This is a genomic window from Ferrimonas marina (genome assembly GCF_900129905.1).
GTDB classification, from domain to species: Bacteria; Pseudomonadota; Gammaproteobacteria; order Enterobacterales; family Shewanellaceae; genus Ferrimonas; species Ferrimonas marina.
In genome coordinates this window covers 199,166-214,071 of sequence record NZ_FQXG01000003.1, presented here as the reverse complement: position 1 = coordinate 214,071, position 14,906 = coordinate 199,166, and the positions used below count along the sequence as shown (strand labels likewise).

The 14,906-nt window shown below is 57.4% G+C and carries 19 protein-coding genes; 14 read left to right on the top strand and 5 right to left on the bottom strand.

The window, feature by feature from the left end:
- Positions 1–298 precede the first annotated feature (298 nt).
- From BUC04_RS23600 to BUC04_RS07990, 9 genes are all read left to right on the top strand, one after another.
- Positions 299–436: an efflux RND transporter periplasmic adaptor subunit gene (locus BUC04_RS23600; RefSeq protein ID WP_143165599.1), complete on the top strand. Its 138-nt coding sequence runs from the start codon at positions 299–301 to the stop codon at positions 434–436.
- A 75-nt stretch (positions 437–511) separates the two neighbouring features.
- Positions 512–955 carry a hypothetical protein gene (locus BUC04_RS08020; RefSeq protein WP_067656126.1) on the top strand — a complete coding sequence of 148 codons (444 nt, stop codon included), beginning with the start codon at positions 512–514 and terminating at the stop codon, positions 953–955.
- 50 nt (positions 956–1,005) lie between these two features.
- Positions 1,006–1,227, top strand: a complete 222-nt coding sequence (locus tag BUC04_RS08015) for a hypothetical protein (RefSeq protein WP_067656129.1) — start codon at positions 1,006–1,008, stop codon at positions 1,225–1,227.
- Positions 1,228–1,365: 138 nt separating this feature from the next.
- Positions 1,366–1,584: a hypothetical protein gene (locus tag BUC04_RS08010; RefSeq protein WP_067656132.1), complete on the top strand. Its 219-nt coding sequence runs from the start codon at positions 1,366–1,368 to the stop codon at positions 1,582–1,584.
- A gap of 39 nt (positions 1,585–1,623) precedes the next feature.
- Complete coding sequence (locus BUC04_RS08005) at positions 1,624–1,917, top strand: hypothetical protein (protein ID WP_067656136.1); 294 nt, start codon at positions 1,624–1,626, stop codon at positions 1,915–1,917.
- A gap of 99 nt (positions 1,918–2,016) precedes the next feature.
- Complete coding sequence (locus BUC04_RS23900; protein ID WP_156479973.1) at positions 2,017–2,160, top strand: hypothetical protein; 144 nt, start codon at positions 2,017–2,019, stop codon at positions 2,158–2,160.
- Between the two features lie 217 nt (positions 2,161–2,377).
- Complete coding sequence (locus tag BUC04_RS08000; protein WP_067656139.1) at positions 2,378–3,097, top strand: hypothetical protein; 720 nt, start codon at positions 2,378–2,380, stop codon at positions 3,095–3,097.
- A 26-nt stretch (positions 3,098–3,123) separates the two neighbouring features.
- Positions 3,124–3,627 (top strand): hypothetical protein, encoded by a 504-nt coding sequence (locus BUC04_RS07995; RefSeq protein WP_067656142.1) that lies wholly within the window; start codon positions 3,124–3,126, stop codon positions 3,625–3,627.
- 79 nt (positions 3,628–3,706) lie between these two features.
- Entirely contained in the window at positions 3,707–4,054 is a 348-nt protein-coding gene (locus BUC04_RS07990) for a hypothetical protein (protein ID WP_067656144.1), read from the top strand.
- Positions 4,055–4,125: 71 nt separating this feature from the next.
- Here the strand turns inward: BUC04_RS07990 and BUC04_RS07985 are convergent, their stop codons facing one another.
- From BUC04_RS07985 to BUC04_RS07975, 3 genes are all read right to left on the bottom strand, one after another.
- Entirely contained in the window at positions 4,126–5,025 is a 900-nt protein-coding gene (locus tag BUC04_RS07985; RefSeq protein ID WP_143165598.1) for a hypothetical protein, read from the bottom strand.
- A gap of 91 nt (positions 5,026–5,116) precedes the next feature.
- A complete protein-coding gene (locus BUC04_RS07980; RefSeq protein ID WP_067656149.1) occupies positions 5,117–5,341 on the bottom strand; it encodes a hypothetical protein in 225 nt (74 codons plus the stop codon).
- Positions 5,332–5,616 (bottom strand): hypothetical protein, encoded by a 285-nt coding sequence (locus BUC04_RS07975; RefSeq protein ID WP_067656152.1) that lies wholly within the window; start codon positions 5,614–5,616, stop codon positions 5,332–5,334. The genes BUC04_RS07980 and BUC04_RS07975 overlap by 10 nt, the downstream gene beginning before the upstream one ends.
- Positions 5,617–5,807: 191 nt before the next feature.
- Between BUC04_RS07975 and BUC04_RS23435 the strand changes: the two genes are divergently transcribed.
- On the top strand, positions 5,808–6,173 hold the full coding sequence (locus BUC04_RS23435; protein WP_082766560.1) for a helix-turn-helix domain-containing protein: 366 nt from the start codon (positions 5,808–5,810) through the stop codon (positions 6,171–6,173).
- A gap of 106 nt (positions 6,174–6,279) precedes the next feature.
- Here the strand turns inward: BUC04_RS23435 and BUC04_RS07965 are convergent, their stop codons facing one another.
- Together BUC04_RS07965 and BUC04_RS07960 are read right to left on the bottom strand one after the other, a co-directional pair.
- Positions 6,280–6,588, bottom strand: coding sequence for a helix-turn-helix domain-containing protein (locus tag BUC04_RS07965; protein ID WP_067656157.1), 309 nt, complete (start codon positions 6,586–6,588; stop codon positions 6,280–6,282).
- Positions 6,585–7,916 carry a type II toxin-antitoxin system HipA family toxin gene (locus BUC04_RS07960; RefSeq protein WP_067656160.1) on the bottom strand — a complete coding sequence of 444 codons (1,332 nt, stop codon included), beginning with the start codon at positions 7,914–7,916 and terminating at the stop codon, positions 6,585–6,587. Before BUC04_RS07960 ends, BUC04_RS07965 begins: the two co-directional genes overlap by 4 nt.
- A gap of 202 nt (positions 7,917–8,118) precedes the next feature.
- Between BUC04_RS07960 and BUC04_RS07955 the strand changes: the two genes are divergently transcribed.
- The 4 genes from BUC04_RS07955 to BUC04_RS07940 all read left to right on the top strand — a co-directional run bounded on the left by BUC04_RS07955 (position 8,119) and on the right by BUC04_RS07940 (position 14,815).
- Positions 8,119–8,454, top strand: coding sequence for a hypothetical protein (locus BUC04_RS07955; protein WP_143165597.1), 336 nt, complete (start codon positions 8,119–8,121; stop codon positions 8,452–8,454).
- Positions 8,455–8,888: 434 nt separating this feature from the next.
- A complete protein-coding gene (locus BUC04_RS07950; protein ID WP_067656166.1) occupies positions 8,889–10,616 on the top strand; it encodes a hypothetical protein in 1,728 nt (575 codons plus the stop codon).
- Between the two features lie 2,691 nt (positions 10,617–13,307).
- A complete protein-coding gene (locus BUC04_RS07945; protein WP_067656169.1) occupies positions 13,308–13,661 on the top strand; it encodes a hypothetical protein in 354 nt (117 codons plus the stop codon).
- Positions 13,662–13,807: 146 nt separating this feature from the next.
- Positions 13,808–14,815: an asparaginase domain-containing protein gene (locus BUC04_RS07940; RefSeq protein WP_082766558.1), complete on the top strand. Its 1,008-nt coding sequence runs from the start codon at positions 13,808–13,810 to the stop codon at positions 14,813–14,815.
- Positions 14,816–14,906 lie beyond the last annotated feature (91 nt).

Sequence of the window (14,906 nt, the reverse complement as noted above, 5' to 3'; positions counted from 1 at the left end):
TGCCCCGTTCCATCAGGCCGCCATTCAAGGTTTGGCGTCAAAATGGGGTGTTGCTGGGTCTTACACTGCCTTGGCCATAACCGGCGGTGCCGGCGGGGCGTAACGCGGCGCAGAGACCGCACAACCAACGCCAGGGCCAATGCCAAGGAGCGGGCTGCCCATTCAATATATGAAAATATACAACCCATTGCAAGAAAAATAGCGCAAATGCAGTCCCACCCTTGATATACATAAGTATATTTGTTATTCTGTATTTGTTGAGTGACACCACCGTTGAAACGAATAGTAAGGATCCACTATGTCTGCAAAATCACAACTAGACAAAACCCTGGACAGCCCCAAGGTCGTCGCTGCCTATGAGGACTACCTCAAGGCCCTAAAGGCCAAGCTGGACGCGGAGGAGCGCTACCTCAACTCCCTGCTGAACGGCAAGTAAGTCGCCAGAGGCCAGGGCCTCAAGCCCCATCCGCTAAGCTGTACCCGTTGATTGACTAAGTGCAAGGACCGCAAAATGAATTGTTATAAAAACCTGAGTGATGCCCCGGTACTGGCGGCGCTGGCGAACGTCGAGAACGCCCGGCCTTTTCAGATCTTCTACCGCAGCTGTGAACGCCTGGCCCCGCAAGGCCGCATGACAGAGATCCAACAGGACCTGGCCGAAGGCGTGAAAGTCGCCCGCAAGCGCGGTCACCTGGACGACATTCCGACGCTGCTCAAGGCTCAGTACATCGAGCTGGGCACCCTGCATGGCCGAACGCCACTGCACCAGATCTGCCACCTGATGCAAGGCGAGATGTGGTCACCGCAGGGTGAAGCCCGGGAGCTTATCCGAGCCAAGGGCCTTCAGCACACCAGCATGAGCGTTGGCGATATCATCGTCCGCCCCGTCGACGGTGGCGAGCGAGAGGTATTCATGGTCGATCGTTTTGGCTTCGAGATGATTGGCACCCTGTAACCGACCCGGGGGCCTAGCCCCCACCTGAGTACCAACGTAAGGATCGCGCTATGACCGAGCAAAACACCATCCAGAAAGCCAACGGCGACACCGTCACCACTGGCACCCTGGGCCGCAACTACTGCGAGACCATCACCCGCGTTAACGGGCAACAGGCCCGAATCGTGGTGCTGGCGACACAGCCCCGGGTGGATTCCTTTGTTCAAGCCATGGACGAAGCCGGCAATTGGCAGAACATCTTTCAACCACCAGGGCAGCGCCACGCCGCCTAGACCATGTCGGTGGATGAATTCGTTCAACACGGCCGGCACCCGAAGTTTTACCACGTCTCCCACGCAGAGCTGCTTGGCGCCTACCAGCGCGCCGGCCAGCACAATGCGCAGGCCTAACTTCTGACCGGGAGAACCGTCATGAGCCATCAAACCCCTAACCCGAGCCGCGTGACACTGCTGAAATTCCAGCTGCTGGAGCTACTGATCAACCAGTTTCGTGCAGCCAACGACGAGGGCGGCGACGCCGCCCTGGCAAAGGCCGTCGCCAGAGCTAAGCAGGAACTGCAAAACGGCAAGCTCCAGTGTTCTGAGCAGCAAGCCGACAAGTGGGTTCAAGATGCACTGGACCGCATTTAATCCCCCTGGCCATCCACCAAACAACAAGGAAGGACGATCATGAGCAAAGCCCCCTGCCAAGACGCCGCCAACGAGCTGGCCACCGCACATGGCTTGACCGGCGGTGAAACCGTCAAGGTTTCCATTCAACTGGCCGCCCAGAGCCGCCACACCTACGAAGAGGTGATTGAGGTCCCCGCTGCCCTGGCCAACAACCCCAGCGCGATGGAGGATCTGGTACGCGACTGTTACGACCAAGTCGACGGTACGGACTTTGAGATGGACAACGAATACTGGCAGAAGTCCGAACTGTGCAACTACTCAGCCCTGGAATCCGGCCAAGCCGGCGGTTAGCGGACACAATCCCCTGGTGATGTGGGTTCACAGAGCCCACACCGACAACAACCCGGCGCGGATACCTGCGCCGCACCGCCAATAAAGAGGATCTTTATCATGGACATGGACCCCCTCACTCAAGCCATCGCCGATGTGCTGGAAGGCTACCCCGAAGCGGATTTGAACGACGCTGAGAAACGGGAAGTCATCGCTGATGACATCGCCAACACCCTCCGTGAGCGCGCGTTCACCGAAGAGTAAGCCGGCAACTCCAACGACGTATTAGAGCGGCCAGCCAGGCGGAGGAAAAGAGGCAGAAACCCACCGAGTTTCTGCCTCTTTTCCTTGATATACTTTCGTATACTTGGTAAATTAATAAACACAGTCGCAGTGAACGCTGCGCACCCGTTGAGGGCCAAGTGCCCAGCAGTGTTTTTGTCGGGACGCCCGCCGGCGCCCACCCCAAGGAGGGGACCCCATGACCGCAGCCGATAAGCTCAAGAACGCCCTGGTGGCGTATTTTCAGAGCCACCTTGACGCCGTTGCCACTACCCTGGCCGCCACGGAAAACGAAGTGCAGCAATCCCGCAGCGGCGAGGACGTTGAGGAACCGGTGATGCTCACGAGGGAAACCGCCCAGCTTGAAAACAAGATCCGCGCCTTCGAGGCGCAAATCCCGATTATCAAAAAATCGGGGGCCCTGACCTGGTGTCGCCGCTTCGTCGACGGCAACCTGCCCGGCAATCCGGCCGGCGAGCAAACCTCCATCCTGCTACCCAAGGGCATTGGCCAGCAGATCTGGCGCCAGTTTGGCACCGACATCATCCAGGTGATCAACAACGGCCGGGCTGCCGATGCCGTCACCAACATGATCCACCGCATCGACGCCTTACACGCAAAAAGCGCTGAGAAACTGGCTCGTGGCGACTGCCCTCTGAGCAAGATTGTGTACAAGCAGACTCAGGACTGCGTCCCCGAGCTGATTGAGGTGCGCCACCAGGTGCTCGCTGCCAGCCACGGCCTACCCCAACAGTTCCAGCGCCTCAACGTCATGCAGCACTTCCTGGGCCGTGCGGCCGCCAGCATTGACAAGGGTGTTGAGCAACTGGCCCTGTTGCCCAACAACCTCATTGAGACCGAGTTGCTCAAGGGATGCAGTGCCGAGATCCGCGGACTGCTCGACAACATCGCGGTTTAACCACATTCACCGAAGCGGAGATCCCCATGGACTTAATCAACCAGATTTGGCATCAGGTGATGCACACCCGCGCCCTACCCGAGGCGCTTTGGAACCAACTCGCCGGCTTGCCCCAGGGCCATCGTGCCGACACTAATGGCAGATACGCAAAGAACGCACGCCTGTTAGCTGCCGGCGTCGAGGTGCTGTTTGAGTTCACCCCCCACCAAACCAGTGAGGATGACGAGCACAGCCCACTCTTTACCTTCTCGCTGTTCCCAGAACGCAACGCCATCTGGTTTGCCTATGGAGACGCTTATTACGGCGGCTATGCGAACCCAACCGTAGACGGCTTCATTGAGGCGAGTGGCATCTCCATCAGTGGCACCGCCTACAAAGAGCTGCAGCCCAAAACCCTGCTCGAGACCCTCGACCTCGTTACCGAGCACGATCCTGAGATTGCCAACCTGTTCCGCCAGGACCCCAGCAAGGCTGACGCACTGCGCAAAAGGGTCGCTGACGTGTCGGCGGCCCTCCACCAAGCCGCTTAACCCGGACGCACCAGGGGGCAGCCGCCCCCTGGCCCTCAAGGCACCCAACCAGGGCAACTCAGCACAAGGAGACCCGAACATGGACGCAACCCAACACCCCGGAGCCAAACGGCCTGCCCCTAAAATCCGCCGATGGACCTACATCGGCAAGCAGTACCGACTGCAGATCGTCGCCAATGACCTGCGCCATCTGGATCCCCAGGTAATCAACGCCCCCGGGGCAGGCCAGCTCAACCTGACGGTAAACAAGCTGCCGGCCGATGCCGCGCCGCGCACCGCCTTTACCAAGGGAGAGCAGTTGTACCGCGGTACCGATCCGCAAGCAGCCTGTGCCCTGGTGTTTCGCCACGCACCCAAAGGATTCAACTTGGCGTGCGCACGGCTTCAGCAAGATCCCCAGGCCGTGGTGCCCCTGTTTATCCACTGAGGTTTAGCCCCAGCACTGCTGGCGGCCGCCCGGGTGCCAAGACCTGCTGCAACCACAGACCAGCAAGCCGGTTAGCAGCGGCTATCCCTATGCTCAATGCTGGCGCTGACTGAGATGTAGGTGGGCCTACCTGATGCCCCACAGCCTTTTAGCAATCGGCACCGGTGGTATTCGCAGTGCGTCCAGGTAACGCGGGGATCATGCCCGACAGCGATCAACCGCGGCTCTCCGTCTGGCCTAAGCCCCTTGTACAGCAACCGCAGGCCCGGAACCTCGATTCGCCCAGGCAATGCCGAGCCATGCGGCGTCAGACGCCGGTCTTCTGGATGGCAATAGAAGCCATAGGCCCCAATCTCGACATCAACCCCCGCAGAACACGGGCGCTCTTGCGTCTCCCACCCACTGAAATCGGCTTTCTCAACGACGCCGAGGCCGCTTAAGGTGCTTTGTGCTGTCCTGAAGCCAACCACGTCCGGGTCAAAGACACAATTCCGCGCAACGGCATGCCGAGCCAGCCGATCAAGCCAGCCTTCGCTGACGTCGATTCCGAGCAAATCTGCAAACCACTCCGGCCGCGCAAAGAGTGAAACCTCATCTTTGCCGGGGACCCACACCGCCCGCTGCGCAAACATCGACAGCGTATACACATCCGAATCCGGCAACCGGGCCCACCCTGGAACAGGGGATGCTTTGGGCAACGGTGGCGTTTTGGGCTTTTTCTCTGCTGGCCTGTCCAAGGGGTTGCCTGCATCGTCATACCGCTGCCAACCCAGGCCATCGCCCCCTTCCCGGTTGTGAGTCCCGTTATACACAGGCCGGTTATGGGCAATCAGCAACCGCTCAATCAACCTGGCGAGTTCTTCCGCGGTTTTGCCGCCTCCCGCCTCAATCCGTGCAACCAAGATCCTGTCGTGTTTGCCCCACCAGGGCGCATCGCGGCGGTGATGCGCAAAGCGGTTCCTGAGGTCCACAGTAATCCCCGTGTAAACCTCCTCGCTCCCCCGCAGGAACCGGTAAACCCAGTGCCCAGACCCAGAACTGGGGCGCGCATGATCCCCCATCTCAACCCATCCCGACCTTTAACGAAACGCTATAACGCGCCATCAGCGCACCGCCGACCAGGCACAAAAGCCAAGCCTGGAGAAACGACAACTCCGGCAACTCTTCTGGACGCAGCCAGGCAAACAGGCCATAGGCAACGTACAGCACGCCGGCGTTGATCACCATGTTCAGCAGAGCGACCAACAGGGCCGTGGCGCCAACGATCTGAAATTCACTCACCCGCATGCCGCCACCTCAACCACCACTGCCCCAACCCGTTCCAGCTCGTTCACCGCAAGCATGGGATCGACCTCATCGCCCCAGCCACAGTCAGCGGATGCCTCCAGCAGGCAGGCCTCCACGGTCAAGGCAGTCGAGGCACTCTGCCACATACAGGGCTGGCGGCGGTGCGTAGGGACGTCGCAAATGCGAGAGGCGGGGTCGAGCAACATGTCGTTGTGTCCGGCCTGAATCAGTGCACGATTCAGAGCGGCGGTGAGGGGGGCATAATCCAGCGGCATGACAAGTCTCCTAATCGAATCAACGACTAGGAGAGTACCGCCATGCATTGCGCATGACAAGAAAAAAGGCGCAAAAACACCAATCTTCTCACTATACCACAAATGTTTATCTTGTAAAGCAGAATCTGCCTCGCCACCCCGGTGGTACGCAGGAGCCACCGCAAAAGCCCCGCAACGACTACGCTTTGCGCATGGACAAGATCTCGATCATCCGGGCCAAACTGGCCAAGCTTTCCAATGAAGTAGCTCAGATCCAGGTTGAGCTGGCGGAGTGCATCCTGCTAGTGGAAGAGCTACAGCAGCTGAGCCAGGAGCCCGACCCCAAACCGGCAGCCACCCCAACCGAAAGCCCTACCCCCCTGGAACTCCTCACGCCGAAAGAAGCCAGCGCCATGCTGGGCGTGACGCCAGGGACGCTGTCTGTGTGGCGCTCCAACGACCGATATAGCTTGCGCTACATCAAGATGGGCCGCCGGGTGATGTATGAATATAGAGAGCTAAGGCGATTCATCAATGAGCGACGGCACCAGCACACCAGTAAGCGGGACAACGATTGATAACCCGTTACCAGGCACAACACAGCACCAACCCATACATCCGTGCGGTTACGAGGCCCCAGAACGCCAAACAACCTACCACCAGATCTGACCTATCTCAGCCGACCTACTGAATCGGGCGGCCACTCTCAAGCAAACCCGGCACCGATGTCCGAATGGGCACCAGGCCAACCTCAAGATCAAAGATTTTAAACACCTGATTGAGGGTCGACACTGACATGCCGTCAACCCCACCCCCCTCCAAACTGCTCAACGTTCGCTTGGAGATCCCGACTTTACTGGCAAACTCAGCCTGGTTCATCTTGAGCACGTCCCGACGTAGATACCGTAGTGCATCCGCAACACTTAACTCACCAAGCAACAGTTGCCTTTGCACGCCTTGAATGGCCTCTTGCAGTGCCTGCCCCCGGATCATAGCAACCCCCATCGTTGCAAACGGCTGTCCAAGTGCTCAAAGCCCAATACTGGCAGCGTGAGCATTTCTGACGGAACACCAAATTCACGCAAATACCTTGGAGCCCCGCGCAAAGAGACCGCTAATTCTCTCAACACCCCAAGCAGATACTCAGGTTCCAACTCAAACCTATCGCCGACTAGGTTACAGATCCCCGCGAAGTCGAACTCGCCTCCGCGCTCCAACTGCCCCCACCGGGTTGTTCGCCGCGGCGCATCATCATCGGCCCGCATCGGCGCCAAGTCATAGACAGGCGCCAAAGCGGCCGCCTCGCCAGTCTTAATCACAGCAATGTTCCGACAATGATTGTCAGAGTTACCCAACACAATATTGAGCAGATCCCGCCTCAGGTACTCAGCAACTGCCGCACGCCGGTCATAACCTTCAAACCCGCTCAAGTAGTTGTCTATCGCTCCCAAGGCATCAACATGCAGCTGATCGGAACCAGGCTGAGCGTTGAGCAGCGAATATACGCTTTCAAGACCAGACCGATGCATCACACCATCCACGGGCTTCATATCGAACCGCGGAAGCCACAGGCTCAACTTTTGGGCATCCCCATTACTGTACCGCTCCAGCGCCATGCCCTTCGTTGGTATGGTGTCAAAGCCCAGGTGCGTAGCCAGATGGTAATAAGCAAACTCCATCTCCAAAATTTGACGGTCACGGACCAGACCCCGGCCTCTGGCAAACTTAACCAAGTATCCCCGATCCAGACAGCCGCCTTCATCCTGGTAGCTGTCAATCCAGATCTGTCCTTCAGGTGTCTCTCGCACCAAATACTTCGGCGCCTCACCACCAGCGCCGCTGGCACCACCTGATGCAGCACCGCGCTCATACGCGTGATCTACGAAGTCAATGTGCCGCTCAAGCACACGATCCTTGTCAAACATCAATGCCGGAAGACGCGGCTCAAGCAGCGATTCTTTGACTCTCAGATTACCAACAGGAGCCATTGTATGATTGCGCAACAACCGGCAATCCTGCTCCTCAGGGCCCAGCCCCCCAAGCCCAGCCTGTCTTACAAGATGTCGACGGGCATATCCCGCCGGCATAATGTCGTCCAAAAAAGCAGGCCAAACGGATTCTTGATAGCCAACAATGTCGCTAAGTGGGTAATGAGCCCCCAGAGCTGCGCTCCCTTTAGCGCCATCGTTTGCAAAGAAATAATCGATCTCGTAGTTAAGGCGCAGCCCGCCCCGCCGACCTTGCTCAAGGTCCGGCAAGGTCAAGGTAGCCGCATCGTGCCACACCCCATCCAAGTTAGTTTGAATAGTGATCTCTTCCATTAGTCCGCCCCTCTAACTATCAAACCAATTGTGCAAATATTTGCTTAATCTTATCACCAAAGCTCAAATATGTGCATAATTTTGCGCTTTCCTGAGGGTCACCAGGGAGTATGATGCAAATTTTTGCGCAGCATGTGCCAACCCAGTCTACCGAGCCACACTGGTACCATAGAAGGAGGACCCCTGAGACCGGACTATGCCCGTGAAGATCTACGAACAATTCCCCGACATCGACAAACTGGCCAAGCGCCTCAAGCGCGACGGGCACGAAGGCAAACAGGTTTACCTAGCGCTTCAACTTGAGACTACCTTCAAAGATGGACAAAGCCAGGTCAAATACGCCGTGCGTGGCATCGCCGTTGAAGCACCCTACGCCGGCAAACCCGGGCAGGCCGACTACCACTTCTACACTGGCAACCACGATCGCAGCCGGGTCTGCTGCAACACCTACGCCACCAAGCAAACCATTAGGCTTGAGCAGCGTTGGCGGATCGAGGACGGGTACCCAGAGCCTGGCGCACTAGAGATGGAACGCTGATCAATGGCCAAGGACCTACACCAGGTGCCGGTGTAGGCGGAGGGCCCCCAGGCCCATGGCCAGCTTACCGTTGAGTACAAGCAACCCACCCCAGACGCCATCGCTCGGATTTGCCAGTTGCTTGGTACCAAGGTCACCAGTGCGACAACCCTTCCCAGAGCCGATGTAGCCACAAAGCGCTACAAAGGTGTCATGTAGCCGTTTATGCCTACATCAAAGCAATGTAGGCGTTTTCGCCTACCTACCGCTAGTACCAGCCCCCAGGTGACTGGCCAAGAATCACCCAAAGCTCCCAGCTGATCAGCGCTGACGGCCCAAAAACATGATCCACAGCTCTACCAAACTATACATCCGTCGCAATATCAGGTGACTATGTTAGGATGACCTATCACACTCACTCATGCAGGCTGTAGCGCAGAAAACGGACCCACCCCATGGCATCGACTCAAATCGTAGAGCTCTATTGGCCCTCCCAGGCCACCTCCATCCTGCTGCGTGTTTCGTACAACCCAATCAACAATGCTGTCCCCGTAAACAGCCGTTTTGAGTGCTTCAATACCGACGGCAGTCCGGTAGAACTGGAGGACAACACCAACGCCATTGACGTCGACTGGGGTAAAAGCCTGGTGCTCAGCGGCATGTCCGGCATCCGCAACCTGGGCGGGTTAACCGCAGACGGCTCCAACAACAACTACTTCATGGGGGTAATACACACCTACCTACCCGGTATCCTGCGGGCCTGCGCCGCCAGCGGGTGGGACAAGACAAACGTCGTCCAATGCGATCTCAACAGTATGCGGATCAAGCTGCTGCCGATCCTGCACAGCTATGTGACCCTCAAGTACGCCGGCAAGAAAGGCCAGGGCGACAAAGCGCAGTCGGTACTGTACGAGATCCCTTGCCGGGTCTATTACTCCCTGAGCAGTTCTGACACGGTACAGATCCAGGATTTCTCCTTCGTCCGACCCAACAAGCACTCCAACCGCTACAAGATCCGCCCCCAGGAGATGTCCTACCTAAACATGGGCTTCAAGCGCGCCCTGGAACAAGGCGTTGATCTGGAGCACTTCGAGTACCTGGTTGACCAGAACGAGATCCAATCCGGCCTGGTTAAGACCGGCATCGTTGAGCGTCAAAGCCGAACTGACCTGGAATCTGTGGCGCGCAACCTGCCCAGCATCGTCAAGGCGCAGATGTTCAGCACCTTCCCGAGCGAATCCTTGGACACCAACGAACTGATGAAGGTCCGCCTGCCTTCTTTCTTCATGGTTTCCAAAAAAACGCCTAAGAAATACCTGGACGCCCGCTCCTGCACCCGCCTGTCCGGTAACCTCAATATCACCATCTACATGTCTAAGGTGGAGATCCCGATGCGCGGCCCGGACCGCAAAGAGTTGCTCGACGAAGAGGGCAACAAGAAGATGCGCACCATCCATGACGGCTATCCCGGCACCACGGAGATGCGCGTGTTCGATGCCCTACTCTATATTGCAGCCCGCCGCGGACGTCGCATGTCCGTTGAGAATGAACACGTTAAGTTGCTGTTCACCATTGGCGAGATTGAGGATTACCTCAAGATGCGTGGGATCACCTATGACCCGTCCACCATCCGCGACGCGCTGCAAGTGCTTTACCGCTCCCCAGTGACCGTAGAGGACACCACCGGTAAGCACGCAGCCTATGACGGAACGTTCATCATGTCGTTCCGTCGTGCAGAAGGCGAAGACGACCAGAGCGCCTGGGCTTACGAGGCGATGCTGCACAAATATTTCAGCTGGGGCATCCTAGATCTTCAGTACCGGCCCGTGACCCTGCTCGATGGCGCCATGCCCAAGTCTATCTTCGTGGACCAGACCTACCGCTGGCTGTGGATCAACTTCAACAATGCCACCGTTGGCCAATTGCTCACCATCGACGTCAACGCTGAGTTTGACAAGCTGCACATCAACGCCGATATCCGCTCCAAGCGCAAGCAGGCCAAGGAGCTGGCGGATCGACTCAAGACCAGTGACTGCGCCAAGGATAACCAGGTGCAAATCCACGAGCTTAAAGAAGGTCGGGCCATTAACATCTTCCTCGAGTGGCAGGCCTCAGCGTCGTTTGTTGCCAACCTCAAGGCCATTCAGCAGCAATCCCGCGAAGCGATTGAGTCCCGGGTCTAACACCCCAGCAATCAGAAGCCGCCAGCAGGCGGCTTTTTGTTGGCGATGTTCGCCGGCTTTACACCTGCGCCTTCCCAACTCTGTTGTTTTCTCTGTCCCCACTCCTTCACAACATAGAAGCGCCCTCTACCCCACTGCCTGGCGACCCCTTAGCGACAGAGAGATAAACGCAGTTACGGCATCAAGGACAGAGCCAAAAACACAGTTACCCGCGCCCTCACCTAAACCTGCCGATTCTGCACGCACAAACACACAATATCTGCCGATTTAACAATCACCCCAGCATCTTGCCGTACCGACCCCCCTAAACGCCCACTGCGCTTCCCTGACGCCATGCAAGCACTCACCACGGATCGATGAACAGAGTTAGGCCCCCAAACAGGGATCGATAAACAGAGTTACGGCATCAACCCCCCTGACAAACCGCTTTAGAGGGATCGAACAACACAGTTGAGCAGAAAACCCCTCTGTTCTAGGCCAAGGGAAGACCTACAGATGCGCCATCATCAAGCATACCGGCCGTCAGCACGGATCAATAAACAGAGTTCGTAGCAAAAGCACGGATCGAACAACACAGTTAGCCCTCTAACACCCCATCCTTGCCACCGACCACGGATCGATAAACACAGTTAGCCCATCAACCAAGCCCACAAGCAGGGATCGATAAACAGAGTTCGCCGCCCAACGATGCCGCCACCAGGGATCGATAAACAGAGTTCGCCGCCCGACGATGCCGCCAGCAGGGATCTATAAACAGATTTAGGGCCCAAACCCACCGCTCTCAAACCTAATAGGCCCGATCACAGCCACCACTTCTCACCAGGGATCGAATAACACAGCAAGGCGCCCGGGCCACTCCCCCGCACGGATCGATAAACAGAGTTAGCCGGCCAGATTCGCCAGATCCTCCACTACGGACGGACAAAACAACAGAGTAACGGCCCTAACTAGCCAGACAAAGGCCACAGAACGGCCAATATCAGCGCAAATACCCATCATTACTGCTGCTATCTGGATCGGGTCCGGCAAATCAGCCCTCCAGGGATCGATAAACAGAGTTCGCGCTGCAACCACGGAGCATCCCCGCTACAGCCCCGCTTACCCTGGCAAAACGCTACGCAAACACGGATCGATAAACAGAGTTAGCCCCTCAGACCTGGTGCTCACCCCTGCAGATCGCCCCGGCCGCTCAGCAACACCTACCCCAACCAGACAGGGATCGATGAACAGAGTTGGGCGCACAAGCCCGATAATCGACCACAAACCAACCCACCCCAGCACAATCACCCACCATCGGGGCACCCAAACAGCAGAAACAGGCCCCTGTAGCCAAGCCATGGCACGGATCGATAAACAGAGTTAGCCCCACAACGCCCCGGGGACAGCCCCAAAACGGACCAACAGCCACGGATCGAACAACACAGTTCGCCGGTTACCCAAGCCCCCAGGACCCGTCAGCCAGCACCACCAGACGGATCGATAAACAGAGTTCACCGGTTAGGCGCCTCAACCCGGTCCTCATACGGGCCTGCATAGGGATCGATAAACAGAGTTAGCCGGTCAACAAGCCCCAAACCCCCGGGCATGAGCGCCTGAGCACGGATCGATAAACACAGTTCGCCGGTTAGGACCCTCAATCTCAGCCCCCAGACGCCTCTGAGCACGGATCGATAAACAGAGTTGGGCGATTGCCCCCCCAATCCATTGCCGCCCGAACCCCAGAACGGATTGATAAACAGAGTTCGCGGGGGAGCCGGTATTCCGGACGGGAGAGGCACAGAGAGAACAACACAGTTGGCCCGGCAGGTACCGGGAGATCAACAGAGTTGCGGCCCTAGGGACGGATCGAACAACACAGTTGAGTGCATAGATCCTGGCCGACGACAACAGCTGCACCAGGGACGCATGCTAACCACCCGCCACCATGCAAACCGTGCCGACCCCCACCAGAAATCCACTCAGCACCGATAGCACAACCAAATTATTATTTGCTATCATGGAGTTAGGCTCAATATCGCCCCACCCGAGCCCAAGCAAGCACCCAAACCCACAAACCACCCCTTGGGGATAAGCTGTTCTTAACCTGTGCACAAGCTGTGCTTAAGGTGTTAGTTGAGGGCTTTTGGACAGAGAGATAAACACAGTTGGACAGGGAGATAAACGCAGTTAAAGGGATACATGAGCTGACTTTGACAGGGTTATTAACCACTTACGACAGATACAGTAACCTCATTGCACGGAGCCACGAACACAAAAGGACAGTGCCAGTAACCTTAATCCAGGGATCGAACAAAGGGATCGCAGGGATCGTTCAACCGTGGCGCAGGGATCGCAAAACCGAACTTCACGGATCGAATAACAGAGTTAGACAGAGAGAAGAACAGAGTTGATGGGTGCTAAGGCCTATCACAAGTGGCTTTAGGCAAAACCCCAGATCCGTCCGATCCCTCAGATCCGCCGATCACCCAGATCCCACAATACACCCTGATCTGCCCATTCACCCATAAACCCCAAGAGATCCTCATTATCTCTATTAAGCCCAAGAGGTAGCAGGGTTGGTTGCCTTTTTGGTACTGGAAAACAAAGCGGTCTAGCAGCATCAAGCAATGGCGTTGATAGACCCAACGTCACTGATTATAGTCAATGCAGGCAGAGCTGGTGTCCGCCAGCCTTACACCACCAGGAACCACCATGAGTGCGATCAGCAACGAAACCATCATCGACCTGGCCACTGGCCTGTTAGACGGGCACATCATCACCAGCGATATGGTGATTGAGCACAGCGGTACCAGTCTGCTGCCCCTGGTGTTCATGCCCCTGATGTTCGATGACAACCCGCCCCAGCCCAAAGACGGCAAAAGCATCGTGTTCCTGGGTGATAAGCGCAAGCACCGGACCTCACCCGCAGGGGTCGATGGCTGGCCCATGTTTATGGAGTTCCAGGTGCTGGTGGATGACGACGTGCACCGACTGAACAAAGCGCTGGCAGCCATGCGATCGGTAAGGCAGCAGGAGCAGACCGCCGCTCAAGAGGCACTGCGGTAAGATATGCAGCGGGTATGCACTTCATGAATAAAATGCCGGATATATCCCCGAGGATTTTTCAATTTTGCGCAGTTTTATGCACAGTTAGCGCCTAGCTCCTAGTTAGCAGCCCGCTATCAAGGTTTTCAGCACGCCGCGGTACCCTAATGAAAAAGACCGTGGACCCCGCAATGCGCATCAACGTCATTTCCATCGCCGGCACCATCCACCAGGTGGCCGGCCAAGCAGGCCGCTCTATCAACGAAGACCACACCGCCTTTAAGCTGGCGGCAGAACACCTATCCCACGAGATCCAGGTTTCCGTGCTGGGCAAACAGCCCGCCTCAGACATGACACTGCTGCAGCTGGCGGACCTCAAAGCCACCATAGAGCGCTGGCAGCGGGACTTTGATGCCGTGATCCTGCTAATGGGTACCGATTCCATGGAGGAGGTCGCGTTCTTTCTGGACAGCACAATGGAACTGGGCAAGCCACTGATCATCACCGGCGCCATGCGCCCACAATCCGATCCGGGTTACGACGGCCTGCGAAACTTTCACGACGCCGTTCTGGTGGCCAGCCACCCGATAGCGAAACACACCGGCGCCCTGGTGGTGATGAACGAAGAGATCCACCTCGGCCGCCAGCTGCGCAAAGCCGACTCACAGCGCCTCAGCGCCTTCGTGTCGCCTGCAGGGCCGGTTGGATACATCAGAGCCGGCAGACCCCAGTTCCCGCACGGTAACCTGCCCTGCCACAGATCCTTGCCGATCCAGCTCACCCCAGAAGATCACCAGATCCCGATCCTGACCGGCAGCATCGGTGCCCGGTTCAACCCCGCACACTTCACCGACTGTGACGGCCTGGTTGTCGCTGGCATGGGTACCGGCACCCTTCCCGCCGACATGCTCAGGGCGCTGGCGGACTGGAGACAGGAAACCCGTAAGCCTGTGGTGATCACCACCCGCTGCCTCACCGGTGACAACTACGACACCCATTACTACCCGGGCAGTCAGCGCAAGTACGAACAGCACGGCCTGACACTCCAGGGATACGAAGGCCTCACCCCGCAGCAGGCCCGCATCCGGCTTTGGCTGGCACTCAACGCTAAGCCCACCAACGAACCGCCGATCACCGGCTACCACCTCCCAACTCCGCTACTTTGGGGCCTGTAGCCAATCCTCCCCCGATCGACCCCATCCTGACGACGCAGCGCCGTGGTGTATCCCAAATCAGATACACCCCGGCGCATTCTGTATCCCAATA